General features: G+C 39.9%; 21 protein-coding genes. 15 read left to right on the forward strand and 6 right to left on the reverse strand.

Going from position 1 to position 17,648, the window contains the following annotated elements; translation table 11 throughout:
- Positions 1-22: 22 nt before the first annotated feature.
- Positions 23-1,747 carry a trehalose-phosphatase gene (otsB, locus tag CRO16_RS13455; protein WP_097056915.1) on the reverse strand — a complete coding sequence of 575 codons (1,725 nt, stop codon included), beginning with the start codon at positions 1,745-1,747 and terminating at the stop codon, positions 23-25.
- A 175-nt stretch (positions 1,748-1,922) separates the two neighbouring features.
- Between otsB and CRO16_RS13460 the strand changes: the two genes are divergently transcribed.
- Genes CRO16_RS13460 through CRO16_RS13470 form a run of 3 tightly spaced genes read left to right on the forward strand, consistent with a single transcriptional unit; the run spans position 1,923 to position 4,456 of the window.
- Complete coding sequence (locus tag CRO16_RS13460) at positions 1,923-2,702, forward strand: MlaE family ABC transporter permease (RefSeq protein WP_097056916.1); 780 nt, start codon at positions 1,923-1,925, stop codon at positions 2,700-2,702.
- Positions 2,695-3,459, forward strand: coding sequence for an ABC transporter ATP-binding protein (locus CRO16_RS13465; protein WP_097056917.1), 765 nt, complete (start codon positions 2,695-2,697; stop codon positions 3,457-3,459). The genes CRO16_RS13460 and CRO16_RS13465 overlap by 8 nt, the downstream gene beginning before the upstream one ends.
- A gap of 7 nt (positions 3,460-3,466) precedes the next feature.
- A complete protein-coding gene (locus CRO16_RS13470; protein ID WP_097056918.1) occupies positions 3,467-4,456 on the forward strand; it encodes an MlaD family protein in 990 nt (329 codons plus the stop codon).
- 53 nt (positions 4,457-4,509) lie between these two features.
- On the opposite strand, the gene azu is transcribed toward CRO16_RS13470, so the two are convergent.
- Together azu and CRO16_RS13480 are read right to left on the reverse strand one after the other, a co-directional pair.
- Positions 4,510-5,076, reverse strand: coding sequence for an azurin (gene azu / locus CRO16_RS13475; RefSeq protein ID WP_097056919.1), 567 nt, complete (start codon positions 5,074-5,076; stop codon positions 4,510-4,512).
- 118 nt (positions 5,077-5,194) lie between these two features.
- Complete coding sequence (locus CRO16_RS13480; protein WP_097056920.1) at positions 5,195-5,461, reverse strand: zinc ribbon domain-containing protein; 267 nt, start codon at positions 5,459-5,461, stop codon at positions 5,195-5,197.
- Positions 5,462-5,685: 224 nt separating this feature from the next.
- Here CRO16_RS13480 and CRO16_RS13485 point away from each other — a divergent pair, with 224 nt between their 5' ends.
- From CRO16_RS13485 to CRO16_RS13515, 7 genes are all read left to right on the forward strand, one after another.
- Complete coding sequence (locus tag CRO16_RS13485) at positions 5,686-6,723, forward strand: response regulator (RefSeq protein ID WP_097056921.1); 1,038 nt, start codon at positions 5,686-5,688, stop codon at positions 6,721-6,723.
- A 114-nt stretch (positions 6,724-6,837) separates the two neighbouring features.
- Entirely contained in the window at positions 6,838-7,305 is a 468-nt protein-coding gene (locus tag CRO16_RS13490; RefSeq protein WP_097056922.1) for an Hsp20/alpha crystallin family protein, read from the forward strand.
- A gap of 116 nt (positions 7,306-7,421) precedes the next feature.
- A complete protein-coding gene (locus tag CRO16_RS13495) occupies positions 7,422-8,270 on the forward strand; it encodes a universal stress protein (protein ID WP_097056923.1) in 849 nt (282 codons plus the stop codon).
- 12 nt (positions 8,271-8,282) lie between these two features.
- Complete coding sequence (locus tag CRO16_RS13500; protein WP_097056924.1) at positions 8,283-9,128, forward strand: universal stress protein; 846 nt, start codon at positions 8,283-8,285, stop codon at positions 9,126-9,128.
- Complete coding sequence (locus CRO16_RS13505) at positions 9,125-9,973, forward strand: universal stress protein (RefSeq protein WP_097056925.1); 849 nt, start codon at positions 9,125-9,127, stop codon at positions 9,971-9,973. Before CRO16_RS13500 ends, CRO16_RS13505 begins: the two co-directional genes overlap by 4 nt.
- Positions 9,974-9,982: 9 nt before the next feature.
- Positions 9,983-10,831: a restriction endonuclease gene (locus CRO16_RS13510; RefSeq protein ID WP_097056926.1), complete on the forward strand. Its 849-nt coding sequence runs from the start codon at positions 9,983-9,985 to the stop codon at positions 10,829-10,831.
- Entirely contained in the window at positions 10,821-12,194 is a 1,374-nt protein-coding gene (locus CRO16_RS13515) for an MBL fold metallo-hydrolase RNA specificity domain-containing protein (protein WP_097056927.1), read from the forward strand. The genes CRO16_RS13510 and CRO16_RS13515 overlap by 11 nt, the downstream gene beginning before the upstream one ends.
- Positions 12,195-12,266: 72 nt before the next feature.
- Here CRO16_RS13515 and CRO16_RS13520 read toward each other — a convergent pair whose 3' ends face one another.
- Positions 12,267-12,557: a hypothetical protein gene (locus CRO16_RS13520; RefSeq protein WP_245859059.1), complete on the reverse strand. Its 291-nt coding sequence runs from the start codon at positions 12,555-12,557 to the stop codon at positions 12,267-12,269.
- Between the two features lie 143 nt (positions 12,558-12,700).
- Here CRO16_RS13520 and CRO16_RS13525 point away from each other — a divergent pair, with 143 nt between their 5' ends.
- From CRO16_RS13525 to CRO16_RS13545, 5 genes are all read left to right on the forward strand, one after another.
- Positions 12,701-13,132 (forward strand): hypothetical protein, encoded by a 432-nt coding sequence (locus tag CRO16_RS13525; protein ID WP_097056928.1) that lies wholly within the window; start codon positions 12,701-12,703, stop codon positions 13,130-13,132.
- A gap of 21 nt (positions 13,133-13,153) precedes the next feature.
- On the forward strand, positions 13,154-13,603 hold the full coding sequence (locus CRO16_RS13530; protein ID WP_097056929.1) for a hypothetical protein: 450 nt from the start codon (positions 13,154-13,156) through the stop codon (positions 13,601-13,603).
- A 111-nt stretch (positions 13,604-13,714) separates the two neighbouring features.
- On the forward strand, positions 13,715-14,332 hold the full coding sequence (locus CRO16_RS13535) for an SOS response-associated peptidase (protein WP_097056930.1): 618 nt from the start codon (positions 13,715-13,717) through the stop codon (positions 14,330-14,332).
- 72 nt (positions 14,333-14,404) lie between these two features.
- Complete coding sequence (locus CRO16_RS13540; protein ID WP_097056931.1) at positions 14,405-15,199, forward strand: HipA family kinase; 795 nt, start codon at positions 14,405-14,407, stop codon at positions 15,197-15,199.
- On the forward strand, positions 15,177-15,560 hold the full coding sequence (locus tag CRO16_RS13545; RefSeq protein ID WP_097056932.1) for a DUF3037 domain-containing protein: 384 nt from the start codon (positions 15,177-15,179) through the stop codon (positions 15,558-15,560). The genes CRO16_RS13540 and CRO16_RS13545 overlap by 23 nt, the downstream gene beginning before the upstream one ends.
- A 58-nt stretch (positions 15,561-15,618) precedes the next feature.
- On the opposite strand, the gene wrbA is transcribed toward CRO16_RS13545, so the two are convergent.
- Together wrbA and CRO16_RS13555 are read right to left on the reverse strand one after the other, a co-directional pair.
- Positions 15,619-16,224 (reverse strand): NAD(P)H:quinone oxidoreductase, encoded by a 606-nt coding sequence (gene wrbA / locus CRO16_RS13550; RefSeq protein WP_097056933.1) that lies wholly within the window; start codon positions 16,222-16,224, stop codon positions 15,619-15,621.
- A 158-nt stretch (positions 16,225-16,382) separates the two neighbouring features.
- On the reverse strand, positions 16,383-17,642 hold the full coding sequence (locus CRO16_RS13555) for an aminotransferase class I/II-fold pyridoxal phosphate-dependent enzyme (protein WP_097056934.1): 1,260 nt from the start codon (positions 17,640-17,642) through the stop codon (positions 16,383-16,385).
- Between the last annotated feature and the right edge of the window lie 6 nt (positions 17,643-17,648).

Below are 17,648 nucleotides of genomic sequence, written 5' to 3' on the forward strand. Positions count from 1 at the left end.
TATAAGACAAGCTAATGCCTTTCTATAATAAATTCCTGAAAAAGATCTTTACTTCATCCAAATCCTTTAGAGAATAGTCGGCATAGGTTTTTTGGCTATGCTCCCCCACTAAAATTCCCAGGCCATGCTGTACTTCCCTAAAGGCATCTTCATCTGTTACATCATCTCCTACATAGATCGAAAATGGATCTTTCTGGTCTGATAATTCTTTCTTTAGGAATTCCACTGCTTTTCCTTTATCCCAATCAATATCGGGCCTTATCTCAATGACCTTCTTCCCTCCTGCTCCTGTAAGTTTCGGGTAATTTTTCAATACCCTATTTACCTCATCCTTTACTTCCTGTTCCAGATCAGATTTCACCTGCCGGTAATGAATAGCCAGGGTGAATTTTTTGCGCTCAAAATCTACTCCTTTTATTTTCTGAAGCTGCTCCCGCAAGACAGGTTCAATTTCATCAAAAAGAGGCAGGATTTTTTGAGCTTCCTCGTTTTCTTTAAAAAATCCATTAGGGCCTGAGATCTCATAGCCATGACTCCCGGCATAATAAAGATCGGGCAGGTTCATTCGTTGCTTAACATCAGCCATTCCACGGCCACTAATTACTGCAATACAATACCGTTTCGAAAGTTCCTTTACCAAACCTCTCATTTCTTCAGAAATGGCTGCATCTGTATGGTGTTCTACTATGGGCGCCAGGGTACCGTCGAAATCCAGGAATAACATAGGTTTATGCCGGTTGATCTTCTTCTTTATCTCCGGAAAATCTTTCAATGCTGAAGGAAGATCTTTAGGTTCCCTGGTTTTTTTAGGGGCAGGATTGGAAATTACCTGTTGTAATTGTTCCAATAGTGTATCCACGTCCTTTTTCTTTAGCAATTCTGTACCCGGAGATTTAATTGTTGCGCTGCCACAGGCCAATCCCAATAAAACAGCTTCTTCCACCGGGTGCCCAAGAGACAGGCTATAGACCATTCCTGCCACCATGCTGTCCCCTGCACCTATAGAACTTACGTGCTCAACCTGTGGTGCAGGAAAATGTTTGATCTCTTGACCAGTAGCCAGCAATGCTCCCTCTGCTCCTAAAGAAAGCACTACGATCTCAACAGGGTAATGGTCTAAAATTTTAGACAAAAGTTGCTTCTGTTGTTCCAGTGTCTCTGCCGGTTCTCCTGTGATGTCTTTTAGTTCTTTTTTATTTGGTTTAAGGAGGTAAACTCCTTTTTCCAGGACTCCCTTATAGGATTTTCCGGAGGTATCAAGGACGAATTTTAATCCGCATTGATTTGCTCTTTCAGCAACTCTTGCATAAAAATCTGGTGGAGCACCGGGAGGAAGGCTACCGCTTGCTACCAAAAAAGCTCCTTTTTCACAGGTATCAACCTTTTTGAGCAAAGCCTCGTAATCATTAGGTTCTAATTCGGCCCCGGGAAATCCAAAACGGTAAAGGTTACCTGTGGAGGTTTCGGTTATGGCAAAATTCTGCCTTAGATCTTTCTTCACCTCAACGGGATCTTCTTTTACCCTTTCCTTCTTCAGCAGATCAGAAAATAGTTTTCCGGTATGCCCACCTTTTGTATATACCGCAGTAGATTCTCCTCCCAATCTCTTGATCACCCGCGAGACATTAATTCCGCCTCCTCCCGGGTCAATAATGGGTTTTTCGCACCTCATTTTTTCACTGGGTTCCAATTTTTCTGTGGTCGAATAAATATCCAGGGCTGGATTGACAGTTAAGGTTATGATCATCTTTAAGAAGGTTCGATTCTACATTCTCCCTAAATTACAGATAAGTTTGAACATTATAAGAAAACCCGGGGATTTTCGGTTTCCTCACCTGCATTTCTTTTTTTGGCTCGGTTAAACCTGAGAGAAATCATAGTAGGCTGTTAAAAACTATTGTAGCTTTATAAAAATTCCCGGTATGCCAGGAAGTTTTTCCATAGCCGCAAATGCCTCCTCCTTTTTCACGGAAATTGGAGCCCTCTCGCATTTTGCCGGAAGATTTTTTAAAGAGCTCTTCTCCCGTCCATTTGAATTCAGAGAATTTTTGCGCCAGTGCTATCAAATGGGAAATAAATCTCTCGTCCTGGTAGCTATTACCGGGTTTATCCTGGGCCTGGTGTTTACGTTGCAATCGCGCCCTACCCTGATGGAATTTGGCGCCGTTTCATGGATGCCCTCCATGATTAGCATTTCTATTGTAAGGGAAATTGGTCCTGTGATCATTGCCCTCATATGTGCCGGACGTATTGGCTCCAGTATTGGCGCAGAATTAGGTTCTATGAAAGTTACAGAACAGATAGATGCCATGGAAGTATCAGGGACCAATCCATTCAAATTTCTTGTGGTGACAAGGATTTTTGCAGCCACTTTAATGCTACCTATTCTTATTTTGATAGGGGATTTTGTGGCGCTTGTAGGTTCTGCATTGGTCGAAAATGTGAAAGGGGATGTATCTTTCCTCCTTTACTTCAACCAGGTTTTTGAAGCCCTGGAATTCAGCGATCTCCTCCCAGCCACAGTGAAGTCTTTTTTCTTTGGTTTCGCCATAGGACTGGTGGGATGTTTTAAAGGGTATAATAGCAATAAGGGTACTGCGGGAGTAGGTAAGGCAGCAAACTCTGCTGTGGTGTTTACTTCCCTGCTTCTATTCGTTATCGATTTTATAGCAGTTTTTGTTTCAGATGTGATCTATGGATGATTTATCAAATAATAGAGCAACTTCAGGAAGGACCGAGGTGATTTCCATTAAAGGTCTTTATAAGAGCTTTGGGGAAAACGTTGTGCTGGACGATTTTAATATGAACATCTATGAAGATGAAAACCTGGTCCTCATGGGGAAATCTGGTTCCGGAAAATCTGTCCTGATAAAATGTGTCATAGGTTTGATGCAACCCGATAAAGGAAAAATAGAGGTCCTTGGAAAGGATATCACCAAATTGGGGCAACAGGAAATGGATGAACTAAGGGCCGAAATTGGATTTCTCTTTCAGGGAAGCGCACTTTATGATTCAATGACGGTAAGAGAGAACCTGGAATTCCCCCTACGCCGACATCGGAATAAAATGAATGGTAACAGAACAAAGGATCTTGTGATGGAAGCTCTGGAAAATGTAGGTCTGGCTCATACCCTTGATCTTATGCCTGCAGAACTTTCAGGAGGAATGCAACGCAGGGTTGCATTAGCAAGAGCCCTGATCCTCAAACCTAAGATCATCTTTTATGATGAACCTACGACAGGATTAGACCCTATTACAGCTAAAGAAATCATACTACTTATGCTGGATGTGCAGAAGAAATATAATACTTCTTCTCTAATTATCACCCATGATGTGGATTGTGCACGTGTGATCGCCAACAGGATCATACTTCTTTATGAAAAGACAAACTATGCCGAAGGTACTTTTACGGAATTGTCTACTTCCCCAGATCCTAAAGTGAAAGCCTTTTTTAAATGACAGTAAGATGAAAAATTCAAATTCTCAAAACCTTAGACTGGGGATCTTTATAATAGCAGGAATCCTCATTTTTGTCGCTGCAGTTTATTTTATTGGAAACCGCCAGCACCTCTTTGGAAATAACGCCAGGATAAGCTCTGTCTTTAAAAGTGTCAATGGTTTGCAGGTGGGAAATAATGTGCGTTATGCAGGAGTTAATGTGGGAACCGTAAGAGATATTACCATTGTTAACGACACCAGCATCTTAGTGGATTTCATTATTGAAGAAAAGACCATGCCTCTTATTAAAAGAAATTCGGTGGCTACCATAAGTTCAGATGGTCTGGTAGGCAGTATGATCATTAATCTCACCCCCGGGGAAGAATTCTCTTCGGAAACTATTAGAGGCGGGGATACTTTACAATCAATAAGTAAGGTAGCTACTGCCGATATGCTCACCACCTTAAATACTACTAATGAAAATGCTGCTTTATTGACCGCAGATCTATTAAAAATAACGGCAGCTATCAATGAGGGAAAAGGAACTTTAGGTGTTTTGATTAGAGATGAGCAAATGGCCCAGGATATAAGCAGCAGTATGGCCGAGTTAAAAAAAACCACTCAGGGTGCCGCTATAACAGTAAACAAATTGAACAGGCTAATCTCTCAATTTGATATGGAAAATAGTGTGGCAGGAGTCCTTTTTAAGGACACACTTCCTGCCTTAAAGGTTAAGGAGGTGATAGTAAGTCTGGAAAAATCGGCCGGGGAAATAGAACAAATGACCAGTAACCTTAATAAATTCTCTGAAGAGATCATAAATAATGAAGGTGTACTTGACTATGTGCTTCACGACAGCACTTTAGTAGAGCAAATAAATGCCACCCTTGAAAATGCTGAAGCTGCCAGTAAAAAACTTGATGAGAATATGCAGGCGTTACAACACAATATCCTCTTTCGAGGCTACTTTAAAAGGCAGGCCCGTATAAAAGCAAGAGAGGAAGCAAAAAGGGATTAATAAAAAAGGCTTCCTGTTTTAACAGAAAGCCTCTAAAGAAATTTTAAAGAATTTTATTCCACAATGAATTTACCCTGCATTTGTATGTAATGCCCGGGGAAGCTACAAATAAAGTCATAGGTCCCAGCTTCGGGAGCGGTAAATTCAATAGATGTTTCTTCTCCTCCTCCTATCATTTCGGTATGAACAATAACCTGATCAGTATCTTCGGGGATATATTCATTTCCACTTGCGCTTGCAGCTTTGGTTGCAAAATCTACAATATCGGTTCCTTTTTGTAAAAGCACGAAATTATGGCCCATTGCATTCTCCGGCAATTGTCCCACATGCTTTAATGTTAAGCGCACCGTTTCCCCTGCCTTTACTCTTATCTCCTTAAGATTGAACTGCATTTGATCATTCCCGGTAAGATTTACCTGTACAAAGCCATCCTGTCTCTCAATACCTTCAGCAGCTGTGCCTGCAGTATCAGTGGCAGTGTTTGTGGGGTTGGCAGTTGTGCTTCTTTCAACTGTTCCTTCTTCACCAATAGTTATAGTTTCCTGCTCTTTCTTTTCATCACCACAGCTTACCAACAACACGGTAGCTAAAATCATAAGAAATCTCTGAATATCCTTCATATTACTTATTTTAAATTAATAATTATACCTCCATTTTTGAAGTATCTTCAAAGGTAAAAGAATTTCCATAAATAAAAGGATAACCTTAGTTAAGGAAAGTTAAAGAAGTTTTAAACGCCTACAGGATATGTGTCATTTTCCAGCGTTTAAGATCGGGAAGTTTTCTAATAGCCGCTTCTGCTTCCTCCAGGCATAACCCATCATGGTGCCTGGCCATTTCCAGGAGTTTTTTCTCCATATCCTGAATACTCATATGGTGATCCCTGAACTCTCCATCTTTAAAACAGTCGTAGCAGTATTCTGCACTTTTACTCTGGTCACGATTGGTACCTCTGGCCTTAGGGGAAAAAGGGAGTCCGCAGCACTGGCATATCATAGAATTCATAAGATTAATTTTTCTCTCCCCTCCCTTTTAGAATTAAAATGGATTCAGGCTTGGGAGAATGATTACTAAAGATAAAAAATCAACCATCAAATAACTATACATTTTTTACTAAAAATTTTACAAAATCCATAATCCTGCCGTATCTTAATGCTATTAAAATTCTGCCTGAATATTATCTTCATTAATATTTATTCCGGCAAGCCATATTACTGAATTTCAACAAGATGGAAAAAGTTATTCTACTTATTGAAGATGATCAGATTCTTGCAGAGAACACTAAAGAATTGCTGGAACTCTCGGGATATAATGTGATTACTTCCCCTGATGGAAAATGCGGATTTAATAAAGCTTTGACCCAAGAGCCGGATTTGATAATTTCGGATATTATGATGCCCCATTTGGACGGTTATCAAGTCTATGAAGCTCTCCAGCAACATCAAAAAACAGCTAAAATCCCCTTTATTTTTCTTTCGGCCCGATCAAACCTGTGTGATATTCGAAAAGGGATGAATTTGGGGGCAGACGATTATATCCCCAAACCCTTCGATGAAAGAGATCTCCTTGTCGCTGTCGAAAAAAGACTTGAAAAAAAGGAAAAACTCTGTAAAGAAAAAGAAGCAACTAAATATAGTAAACAGAATCAGCTTGAAGAGCTAAAGAAATTTTTCCGGACATATGGAGAACAACAGGAGGCAGAAAAGGATGAAGAGATCTTTCTTGAAGGCCGGTCAGCTTCCAGTGTATATCTTTTGGAGTATGGATTGGTAAAAACCTTTGAGCTCGACGAGTGGGGAAAAGAATTAATCACCGATGTCTGTCAAAAAGGGGATTTCATAGGCTTCTATAGCTTTAAATCCCATTCTTCTCTTCCCGAAAGTGCAACTGCACTTGAACGCAGCATTTTGTTCAGGATCTCTCATCACGATTTTGTGGATATGCTTAAGCAAAATCATGATCTTAGCCTTGAATTTGCCGAACTTCTCTCCAATCACCTTATCACTCTTAAAAACCACCTTTTGGAAATGGCCTATGGTTCTGTTCTCAAGAAAACGGCGAGTACCCTGCTTGAATTTGTGAAAAAGACCAATGGAGGCCTCCAACCCTTACTTAAAGTCTCCCGTGGAGATATGGCCAGTGTTGCCGGAATTTCTACAGAAAGTTTTATTAGAAGTCTTTCCTCTTTAAAGGCCGAAGGAATTATTGATATAATTGGCCGCAACATCAGGATACTCGATCTTCAAAAACTTAAGAATATTCACTAAAAATGATATGCTAATATCTTCTTAATTATTTGACTGCCTGACATTTATCATGAAGCCATAAACCTGCCTTTTTTACTTTAGTACTGCATGAATGTCTAATTTAAAAAAAAAGTTATGTCACTTATCAAGTCAAACAAGCGCAGGACTCCCAGGTTGAGTAATGTCTTTAGAAATGATCCTTTTTTTTCCGACCTAATGGATCGAAAAAGTATGTTTGAAAATTTTTTTGACACTAACGGCGACTTCGATATTAGTCCCGCAATGAACATCAAAGAGAAAGAAAAAGAATTTGAAGTTGAACTTGCAGCGCCAGGCCTCAGAAAAGAGGATTTTAATATTACCCTTGATGAAGGGATCCTTACTGTTTCTGCCCAAAAAGAGGAAAGCAAAGATGAAGAAAAAGAAGGATTTATTACTAAGGAATTTAGTTATAACTCTTTTTCAAGATCTATAAGTATTCCAGAAAGTATTGATGAAGAAAAAGAGGTCACCGCCAAATATGAAGATGGTGTACTTAAATTAAAACTTCACAAAAAAGAAAATATGGAGCCCAAAAAGGCACGCCGCATCAACATTTCCTGATCTCATAAAAACAAAAGAGGGATGGGATTTCTCATCCCTCTTTTATTTATTGGCACAATGACATAAATCATTATTTAATCTACTGATTTCCCGTAACTTTAGAAAAATCCTTCCCTATGAGAAAGATAGTCGTGCCAACAGATTTTTCAGAGAACGCCTTTGATGCCCTTAAATATGCTGCCGAGTTGTTTAAATACGAAAGGAGTGAGTTCTTTCTTTTGCACGCTTATGCCGATGAAGTCTTTGAAGAGGCCGACGACCTTTCCAGGGAATTTCTTGAAGAACTAAAGAGCAGAATAAAAAGTAAAGCAGATGCAGAGTTGGAAAAAACCAAATCCCGAATTCTGGAGATCTTTCCCAATCCCAAACATGAATTTAAGACGGTTTCTGCTTTTGGACTACTTATAGATGAAGTCAACGATCTCGCAGAAAGGGAAAATGCAGATCTAATTATTACTTCCACCCGTGGAGTCTCTGATGACCGCAAACTTACCTTTGGAAGCAACTCCCTACAGATTATTAAATATGTTCAATGTCCTGTTCTCAGCATACCCGCAAGCTACAGCTTCAGAGACCTGAAAAGAGTATTATTCCCCTCCAATTTCATGTTACCTTACCAGCGCAGAGAATTAAAGTTGGTAGGGGATTTAGTGCGATCCATATGTGCAGAGATACATTTGCTCTACATTTCCAAATATCCGCAAGAAACTTTGAGACAAAAAGAACATAAAGCGGCAGTCCTGGAGCAATTTTATAACATAAAGATTACTGAACATTTTGAAGAACTGGATGATAAAGCTGAAGTTATTAAAAAACTTATCCCCCAGTTGAACATCGACCTGTTGGTACTCGTAAACTCGCGCCACAGTTACCTTGAGAATCTCCTATACACTTCGACTATAGATAAAATAGGATTTGACCCAAAAATTCCATTTCTGGTACTTCAAAATTTTTACCGTTTATAAATTTTCAGACCGATGAAAAAGATCCTGCTTCCCACCGATTTTTCTGCAAATGCACTTAATGCCATTTGTTATGCTATGGAACTTTTTGCCGGGGAAGAGTGTTTGTTTTTCCTTCTCAATACCTATACTCCTGTACTGTATGATAATGAATATTTAACTTATAGCAGCACACAACCCACATTAACAGAAATCTACAGAAATAAATCCCAGCAGGGTCTTGAGCGGGTACGGCGAAGAATACTGCGAAAGTATAAGAATGAAAATCACCATTTTGAACTGGTTTCTTCATTTAATCTCCTTAGCGATGAATTGAAGGAAATTGTAAAGGAGAAAAAAATTGATCTTGTGGTAATGGGTACTAAAGGAGCCACCGGTGCCGAAGAAATCTTATTTGGCACTCATACCGTTCATGCTATAAAAAAGACGCGCTGCCCTTTACTGGCAATTCCTGCTCATTTTGAATACCGGCCGCCAAAAAACATCCTGTTCCCAACAGACTATGAGACTGAAATTCCCGGGGTACTTAAGATCATGCGCAATATTGTTGATACTCACAACTCTGCCATAAATGTGCTCCATGTGTATTCCGAACTGAATCTTACTGAAAGTCAGGCGGGCAGGAAGAAAGCATTGGTACGAGCCTTTAAGGATAATAAACTTAACTTTTTCAGTATTACCGATAAAACCGTCACCCGCGCCATCTATGATTTTACTGAAGAAAATGAAGTTGATATGCTCGTAATGGTCAACAACAAACATTCATTTTTTGAGAACCTTCTCTTCCGTCCGGTGGTAAATGAAATTGGTTTTAATGTGAAAGTGCCTTTTTTGGTAATTCCGTCAAATAAGAAATCATGAAAAAGATCCTTTTACCCACAGATTTCTCGCAGAATGCTTTTAATGCGATCACCTATGCTTTGGAAATGTTTAGGGAAGATAAAATCACTTTTACCTTTTTACACGCCTATAAGGTTTTTGAATACCACGAGAAAAGTAAGCTAACCGCAGAGCCGGGTGAAAAGAATCTGGAGAAGGTAAGGAAGGATACAGAAAAAAAACTTGAACAGCTTGCCGAAGAATTTTCCTTGAAGGCTGGCAAAAACCACACATTTAAAACAGCTGTTCACAACCTGTTGCTTGTTGATGCCATAAATAAAGAGCTAAGAATCCATAAACAGGATCTAATTGTAATAGGCACCCAGGGAAAGACCGGTAATAAAGAAGTTGTTTACGGCAGTAATACTATTAACATCATGGAAGATGTGGAAAAGTGTCCCGTCCTTGCTATACCTGCGCATGTTTCTTTTAAACCGCCTACGGAAATTGTTTTGGCGAACAGTTTTAAGGTGGAGCTTACTCCTACAGACCTGGATTTTTTGATTGGTTTAGCACGAAAATATGGGTCTGCTATTCGAATTTTACATATCGCTGAAGAAGGCGGATTAAGCAGATCTCAAAAATACAACCGGGCTCAGCTTCAGGAAAAACTTGAAGGGGTAAGACATTCCTTCCATTTTCTGGAATACCTCAGTGTACCAATAGGCATTTATTCATTTTTGGAAAGCAGAGGGAGTGATATGATCGCATTTATTAATAAAAAACATACGCTCGTACAGAATCTTTTACTACAACCTTTGTATAAGAACCTTGCACATTATTCTAAGGTACCGGTACTGGTTTTACATCAACCCGAAAAATCCTAAAATTTTGCTATGAAGATCCTTACTGCTTCGGGAGAACGACCTGATTATTCAAAAGAAAAAGTTGCAGGCTCTCTAAGAAGGTCGGGTGCAAAGGAACACGTCATCCAGGATATCCTTAAGACTCTGGAAAAGGATCTTTATGAAGGAATGAGCACAAAACAGATCTACAAACTGGCTTACAAACTTTTAAAATCACAGGATGGACTAACAGCTTCCAGGTACAAACTTAAAAAAGCAATTTTTGAACTGGGACCTACCGGTTTTCCTTTTGAACGATTTATTGGAGCCGTTTTAGAACACAGCGGGTACAAGGTGGAAATTGGTAAAGTGGTACAGGGAGCCTGCGTCCCCCATGAAATAGATGTAATTGCAGTAAAGGATGAAAAGAAGTTGTTTATTGAATGTAAATTCCATGGTGAACAGGGAAGAAATTGTAATGTGAAGATCCCCCTGTATATTCATGCCCGCTTTCAGGATATCAGGAATCACAGGTCTCAAAAAGGAGAAAATGTACAGGTCTATAACGAGGGTTGGGTTGTTACCAATACCAGGTTTACTAAAGACGCACTCCAGTACAGTCACTGCGTTGGTTTGCAGCTCTTAAGCTGGGATTACCCTAAATACCAGGGTCTTAAAGATCGCATCGATCATCTGGGTCTTTATCCTATTACTGTATCTTCTTTGTTATCAGGCAGGGAAAAACAATTCCTTTTAAGCAGAGATGTTGTTTTATGCATGGAACTTTTGGATAATCAGTTTCTTCTGGACCAACTGGAAATATCACCGGGCAGGAAAAAGAAGATTTTAAAAGAAATGGAAGAACTATGTAATTCGGGAATGGCTTATCATGAAAAATAATGTGCAAATACATTTCTTAGGTGCTTCGGGAACTGTGACCGGGTCAAAATTTCTTTTGCAAGCCTTTGAAAAAAATATTCTTATAGACTGCGGAATGTTCCAGGGGCTTAAAGAGCTTCGGGAAATGAACTGGAATAAATTTGCTTTCCCGCCTGGGAAAATCGACCTGATATTACTTACCCATGGACACCTGGACCATACCGGAGCTTTACCACGGTTAATTAAAGAAGGCTTCAAAGGTCAAATCATAGGAACCTCTCCTACTCTGTCTATCGCAGAAATTATTTTGACAGATAGCGCAAAGATCCAGCAGGAGGATGCAGAGAGAGCCAATGAAGAACATTACTCTCATCATGAACCCGCTTTACCTTTGTATGACGAAAAAGATGTAGCACAGACAGTCTCTCTTTTTAAGACGGTAAAACCCGAAGAATGGTTTGAAGTTTCCGAGCATATAAAATACAGGTTCAGACCAAATGGACATATCCTGGGCTCCACTTATATTGAACTGGAAATAGGAAAGAAGATCTTTGTATTTTCGGGCGATATTGGTCAGGATGAAGATAGCCTGCTCAATCCCCCTCTAAAACCACAACGTGCCGATTTTCTCTTTCTGGAAAGCACCTATGGAGATCGCTTACATCCTGATGAGGATCCCGATATCATCTTAAAAACTGCTATAGAAACGACCCTTGAACAGCAGGGAATACTTATTATACCAAGTTTTGCGGTGGAGAGATTACAAACTCTTATGTATCGTATCTATAAACTCAGGGACAGGAATTTAATTCCCAAGATTCCGCTTTACATTGACAGTCCCATGGGTAATGAAGTGCTTACGGTTTTTAGCAGGTTCATGTCATGGCATAAACTATCTCACGATGAGTTTAAACGGATGAAAAAATGTTTTAAAGTCATAACCCAATACAAGGATACCTGGAATACTATTGAAGATCCATCTCCTAAGGTCGTAATTGCAGGTAGTGGGATGGTTACGGGGGGACGCGTACTTACCTATCTGCGTTTTTTCATTGAAGACCCAAAAACAATAATTTTACTCACAGGTTTCCAGGCCGAAGGCACCCGGGGAAGACAACTATTAGAAGGTTTGCCTGAAGTAAAGATTTTTGGAAAATATTTACAGGTAAAAGCGGCAGTGGAAAGCATCAACAGCCTTTCGGCTCATGCAGATCAAAACGGGCTGCTGAACTGGATCTCTGGGATTGAGAATGTGCCGGAAAGGATTTTTCTAATCCACGGTGAAAAAAAGGCAGCAGATGTACTTAGGGTAAAGATTAGGGATAGATATAACTGGAAACCTGAGATCCCTCACCTTGGGCAGGTGGTAACCGTTTCTGTTTAAAACAAAAAGATCCGTGATAAGCTCACGGATCCTTCCAAGGCACTTATGTGCCGGGTTCTTCGAAAGAATAAATTATTCTACAGAAGTAGTATCTGTAATGTCTTCTACTACGGTACCGCCGGTGCTTGTAGTATCAACAACTTCTTCAACTTCAACTTCCTCAACTTCTGGAGTCTCTGGAGTTTCGATAACTTCTACTGCACTTTCTTCAGTGGTTTCAGTAGTAGTTTCTTTACAAGAAGTAAAACTAAATACTAATGCGATAACAGCAAAAGTCAAAAAGGATTTTTTCATTTTAAATGAATTATTAATTGTTTGAGGCGCCAAATGTATATCATTTTTAGACTCATAATACATATTCAAAAATTATTTTTAGTTAAATTTTTAAGACCACAAAACTTCCTTAAAAAATACCCTTTTTGAGCCTGCTAAATTTTAAATTCTTGACATTTGTCATCTTATTAAAATATTTATTTTTTACCTTAATAACTTAAACGTAAGGATTTATGAACCGGAATACTTCCAGAAGTTTCTCGGCAAACGAGAAAGAGATAGAGAGATTGCTTCAGGAAAACAGGAGCTGGAAAGAGGAGTTGTCCTATATTTCTGAGGAGATCAATTTCCTCATCCTTTTCCTTACGGCAGATATATTCAGAAAAAACGTTTTGAACCTGTATGAAAAGCTTCAACTATTTTACAATGATCTACAGGAGATCAAAAAAGAAAACATAGAATTGATAAGAGAAGTACATAATCACAGGTACGATATTGAAGGTATTCTGGAATGTGAAGACATTAGCTGTGAAGTGTTTTATCACGAGGAACATATAAAATTGGGTCAAAGAATACAAGACTTTGCCGATAATTTCAAGGTTCTTAAAATGGACATCTATCTCTATACTGGCAGTAATCTTAGAAAGACCAGTAAAGAGACCTAATAAAACATAATTTTTTTCATCATGGAAAATAAGGCTCACCATTACCGGTACATTGAGTGGAAATCACCCGATGAAATGCATTTCTCCTCGCTGCAGTGGAAATCTGAACTCAACTTTATTAAGGATGAACACAGGTTCTTTGAGGATATGCTCAAAGAATATACTATGCCTATTATAGAATCTCAGCTGTTTACGGTGGTTAGAGAACTTATTCAGCAACTGGACCATTCCCGGAAAGATCTGGTACTCCTGGAGCAAAAGGTTAATGACCATAGCAACAGGTTACAAAAATTACTGGAAGATATTGACACTCCCCGTGAAGGCAGGATCTATAGAGATGAACATAAAATTCTCCTTAACGAAGTAATCCATTTTTCAAGGCAATATAAGCGCCTGAAAAAGGATATTTTTGAAGCTGTAACCAAGGCATTAAAACAACAAAGACAAAAAAGACTTTTACCTAAAGAATAATGGTGTAAAAGCTTATTTTAACTCAACAGGGCCTGCTCTTATTGCAGGCTTTTCTATTGCAGAGGTTCTTTGCCATCCCGCAGATTTCCATATCTTTAAAAGAAACTTCCCATGTGTTTCAGGACCAGGCTTAATGCTAAAATTATAGAGATAGAAAAAGCTTTTGAAGCCCGATTTATGGAACCGGGCTCATATCAGCCGCAGGAAGAGATCAATGGCTTTGATTTCTCTTCCAATCCTGTGATCACCGATTATGCTCCCGGGGAGATCCTGTTATACAACTGGGGTCTCATTCCTGGTTGGGCTAAAAATGACAACCTGAAGAAATCCACTCTCAATGCCCGAATTGAAACTCTCACCGAAAAACCTGCTTTTCGTAATTCAGTAGAAAATCGTTGTCTGGTAATCGCAAACGGTTACTATGAATGGCAATGGCTGGATGAAAAAGGAAAACAAAAACAGAAATATCTTATCACTCCGGTAAAAGAGGAAATTTTTGCCTTCGCAGGGATATACTCTTCATGGAGAGATCCTGTAACCCGAAATTTTCTGAATACTTATTCTATAGTGACCACCAGGGCAAATGAGCTCATGAGTGAAATTCATAACAATAAAGAAAGAATGCCGGTAATTATACGTAAGGAAGACCGGCAGGCGTGGCTGGAAAAAAAACCGGTTGAAAATTTTGCATTTCCTTATGAAGTAGAATTAAAAGCCACAAAAATTTAAATCCTATAAAACCTGTTTCAACTGCAGAACAATTTTAAATTTGTTCCGGAATTTGCACCCAAAACACCCTTAATGGGAAAAATTGAAGATATAAGAACGGTTACGGTTTGTCGTTATATTGCTCCTTTACGGGAAGGAGGCTCTCTACCTGCCCTTGCCGAAGCAGATGATGATTTTAAATACGTCCTGAAGTTTCGTGGCGCAGGCCATGGCGTAAAAGCTCTGATTGCTGAATTTTTAGGAGGAGAGATCGCCCGGCTGTTGGGCCTCCCGGTGCCTGAACTCGTTTTTGCTAATTTAGATGAAGCATTTGGGAGGACTGAAGGAGATGAAGAAATACAGGATCTACTTCAAGGCAGCAAAGGTTTAAACCTTGCCCTTCATTTTCTTTCGGGTGCCATTAATTATGATCCGGCGGTAAATACTATAGATGAATCTACAGCCTCCAGAATTGTTTGGCTGGATGCATTTATTACGAACGTAGACAGAACCTATAGGAATACAAACATGTTGATGTGGCACAAGGAGCTCTGGCTTATTGACCACGGCGCCTCGTTTTATTTCCATCATTCCTGGACCGACCTGGAAAAACAGGCAAAGACTCCTTTCAGCTTGATCAAAGACCATGTTTTACTGCCACAGGCCACACAACTTGACACTATTGATGCTGAGTTCACCAAATTACTTTCAGAAGAAAATTTAAAAGATATCGTTGCAGGTTTGCCCGATCAATGGCTGCAATGGCAGGAAACAGAAGAAACTCCCGAAGAGATACGGGCAGCCTATCTCCAATTTTTAAAAATAAGGCTGGAGCACTCTCACATTTTTAAAAAAGAAGCACAAAATGCAAGACAAGCACTTATATGAATATGCCGTCTTAAGGGTGGTACCACGGGTGGAGCGGGAAGAGTTCCTCAACGTAGGGGTAGTTGTGTTTTGCAAAAAAGAGAAATACCTCAAGGTTCGCTACCTGCTCAATTCTGAAAAACTGCTCATGCTCTGTTCCGATTGTGATATAGAGCAGCTGGAAAAAAACCTGAGGTCTTTCGAAAGGATATGCCGGGGAGACAAAGAAGGCGGACCTATCGCGCAAATGGATGTGGCTTCAAGGTTTAGGTGGTTAACCGCCGTTCGGAGCTCAGTGATCCAAACCTCCAGGCCTCACCCCGGGCTTTGCATTGATCTGGACAATACTCTGGACCGGTTATTTACTGAATTAGTTTTATAAAAAAAGCTGCCTCTCCGGCAGCTTCCTAAAATTATATATTTCAAAAGTTAGGTTTTAATCAGGACCCTTTTTTCACCCATTGGGCCAATTGAAGGGTTCTTTTAGTCTGGTGACCAACAGCTTTTTTCACTTTTTCACCCATTTCATCTTTTCCGGCGGTGACACTTACTCCGTAAGGGTTTCCTCCTGCATTAAAAATAGCTTCATCTGTATATCCAGGGGCCGCAACTATTGCACCCCAATGGAACATGGTCTTGTACAAAGATAGGAGCGTTGATTCCTGACCTCCGTGAACATTACTTGCACTGGTCATACCACTAACTACTTTATTGGCCAATTTTCCGCTAAACCATAATCCGCCGGTAGTATCCAGGAATTGCTTTAACTGGGAAGGTAGGTTCCCGTAACGGGTAGGAGCGCTAAAGATATAGGCATCTGCCCATTCCAGGTCATCCATGGATGCCTCCTTAACGTCTTTGGTGGCTTCAATATGCTTCTTCCAGTCTTCATTTGCTGCAATTGCTTCCTGTGGTGCGAGCTCCTTCACTTTTCTAAATCTTACTTCGGCGCCATTCTCATTTGCTGCAGCTTCTGCCCATTTTGCCAGTTGATAATTGGTTCCTGTAGAGCTGTAATAAATCACTGCCAGTTTTAGATCTTCCATTCTTATATATTTTAATATTAAACTTCCTTTTCCTTATTAATATAAGCAACAGTAAATTCCTTTCTATTAAACTAATTATAAAGTTACAGGCTCCAAAAAGGGCAAAAAAAATCCCCTTCGAAAAAGGGGATTTTTAGCAATTATATTTTAGTATAAAATTATTTCTCCATAGCAGCGGCTACTCCTGCAGAAAGCCTGCGGTAAGTCCCATTTTCCAGACGTTCCCTAATTGCAGAAAAAGCAGCAAGGGTTTCCTCTATATCTTCCATAGAATGAGTCGCAGTAGGAATTAATCTTAGCAGGATCATTCCTTTCGGTATTACCGGATACACCACAATCGAGCAGAAAATTCCGTAATTCTCTCTAAGGTCATTAACCAGGGCCATAGCTTCAGGAATACTTCCCTTAAGATAAACAGGAGTCACACAACTTTGGGTAGTTCCAATATCAAATCCGCGGTCTTTTAAGCCATTTTGAAGGGTATTCACATTCTCCCAAAGCTTTTCTTTAAGCTGAGGCATGGTTCTTAGCATTTCAAGACGTTTTAGTGCTCCAATAACCAGCTGCATTTGCAGGGATTTGGCGAACATTTGCGAACGAAGATTGTATTTAAGATAATCTATGATCTCCTGGTCTGCAGCTATAAAAGCTCCGGTACTTGCCAGGGACTTGGCAAAAGTGGCAAAATAAACATCTATTCCATCCTGCACTCCCTGCTCTTCACCTGCTCCTGCACCGGTAGCCCCAAGGGTACCAAATCCATGTGCATCATCAACAAGGAATCTGAAGTTATACTTTTCCTTTAGGGCAATAATTTCTTTAAGTTTCCCCTGCTCTCCTCTCATTCCGAAAACTCCTTCAGAAATAACAAGGATCCCTCCGCCGGTTTGTTCAGCGATCTTTTCGGCACGTTGCAGGTTCTTCTCGATACTCTCCATATCGTTATGCTTATAGGTGAAGCGCTGACCTAAATGCAGGCGCACCCCATCTATAATACAAGCATGAGCATCAACATCATATACAATAACATCTTTTTTGGATACCAAAGCATCGATGGTTGATACCATCCCCTGATAACCAAAATTGAGCAGGTAAGCAGCCTCTTTAGAAACAAAAGAAGCAAGTTCGTCCTGAAGTTTTTCATGCAGGTCTGTATGTCCACTCATCATTCTTGCGCCCATTGGGTATGCAGAACCCCATTGAGCAGCAGCTTCAGCATCTACTTTTCTAACGTCAGGGTGATTGGCAAGCCCCAGGTAATCATTAATACTCCAGGTGATTACATCCTGTCCCCGAAATTTCATTCGGTTGGAAATAGGTCCTTCAAGCTTTGGAAATACAAAATACCCTTCTGCTACCTCACTCCATTTCCCCAAAGGCCCTTTGTCCTTATATATTTTATCAAATAAGTCTGCCATTTTTTA

This window comes from Salinimicrobium sediminis (genome assembly GCF_900215295.1).
Classification (GTDB): Bacteria; Bacteroidota; Bacteroidia; order Flavobacteriales; family Flavobacteriaceae; genus Salinimicrobium; species Salinimicrobium sediminis.

Bases quoted from the DNA above. Each gene is read 5' to 3' on its own strand.
- otsB (WP_097056915.1), bottom strand. From the start codon at position 1,747: ATGATCATAACCTTAACTGTCAATCCAGCCCTGGATATTTATTCGACC.
- CRO16_RS13460 (WP_097056916.1), top strand. From the start codon at position 1,923: ATGCCAGGAAGTTTTTCCATAGCCGCAAATGCCTCCTCCTTTTTCACG.
- CRO16_RS13465 (WP_097056917.1), top strand. From the start codon at position 2,695: ATGGATGATTTATCAAATAATAGAGCAACTTCAGGAAGGACCGAGGTG.
- CRO16_RS13470 (WP_097056918.1), top strand. From the start codon at position 3,467: ATGAAAAATTCAAATTCTCAAAACCTTAGACTGGGGATCTTTATAATA.
- azu (WP_097056919.1), bottom strand. From the start codon at position 5,076: ATGAAGGATATTCAGAGATTTCTTATGATTTTAGCTACCGTGTTGTTG.
- CRO16_RS13480 (WP_097056920.1), bottom strand. From the start codon at position 5,461: ATGAATTCTATGATATGCCAGTGCTGCGGACTCCCTTTTTCCCCTAAG.
- CRO16_RS13485 (WP_097056921.1), top strand. From the start codon at position 5,686: ATGGAAAAAGTTATTCTACTTATTGAAGATGATCAGATTCTTGCAGAG.
- CRO16_RS13490 (WP_097056922.1), top strand. From the start codon at position 6,838: ATGTCACTTATCAAGTCAAACAAGCGCAGGACTCCCAGGTTGAGTAAT.
- CRO16_RS13495 (WP_097056923.1), top strand. From the start codon at position 7,422: ATGAGAAAGATAGTCGTGCCAACAGATTTTTCAGAGAACGCCTTTGAT.
- CRO16_RS13500 (WP_097056924.1), top strand. From the start codon at position 8,283: ATGAAAAAGATCCTGCTTCCCACCGATTTTTCTGCAAATGCACTTAAT.
- CRO16_RS13505 (WP_097056925.1), top strand. From the start codon at position 9,125: ATGAAAAAGATCCTTTTACCCACAGATTTCTCGCAGAATGCTTTTAAT.
- CRO16_RS13510 (WP_097056926.1), top strand. From the start codon at position 9,983: ATGAAGATCCTTACTGCTTCGGGAGAACGACCTGATTATTCAAAAGAA.
- CRO16_RS13515 (WP_097056927.1), top strand. From the start codon at position 10,821: ATGAAAAATAATGTGCAAATACATTTCTTAGGTGCTTCGGGAACTGTG.
- CRO16_RS13525 (WP_097056928.1), top strand. From the start codon at position 12,701: ATGAACCGGAATACTTCCAGAAGTTTCTCGGCAAACGAGAAAGAGATA.
- CRO16_RS13530 (WP_097056929.1), top strand. From the start codon at position 13,154: ATGGAAAATAAGGCTCACCATTACCGGTACATTGAGTGGAAATCACCC.
- CRO16_RS13535 (WP_097056930.1), top strand. From the start codon at position 13,715: ATGTGTTTCAGGACCAGGCTTAATGCTAAAATTATAGAGATAGAAAAA.
- CRO16_RS13540 (WP_097056931.1), top strand. From the start codon at position 14,405: ATGGGAAAAATTGAAGATATAAGAACGGTTACGGTTTGTCGTTATATT.
- CRO16_RS13545 (WP_097056932.1), top strand. From the start codon at position 15,177: ATGCAAGACAAGCACTTATATGAATATGCCGTCTTAAGGGTGGTACCA.
- wrbA (WP_097056933.1), bottom strand. From the start codon at position 16,224: ATGGAAGATCTAAAACTGGCAGTGATTTATTACAGCTCTACAGGAACC.
- CRO16_RS13555 (WP_097056934.1), bottom strand. From the start codon at position 17,642: ATGGCAGACTTATTTGATAAAATATATAAGGACAAAGGGCCTTTGGGG.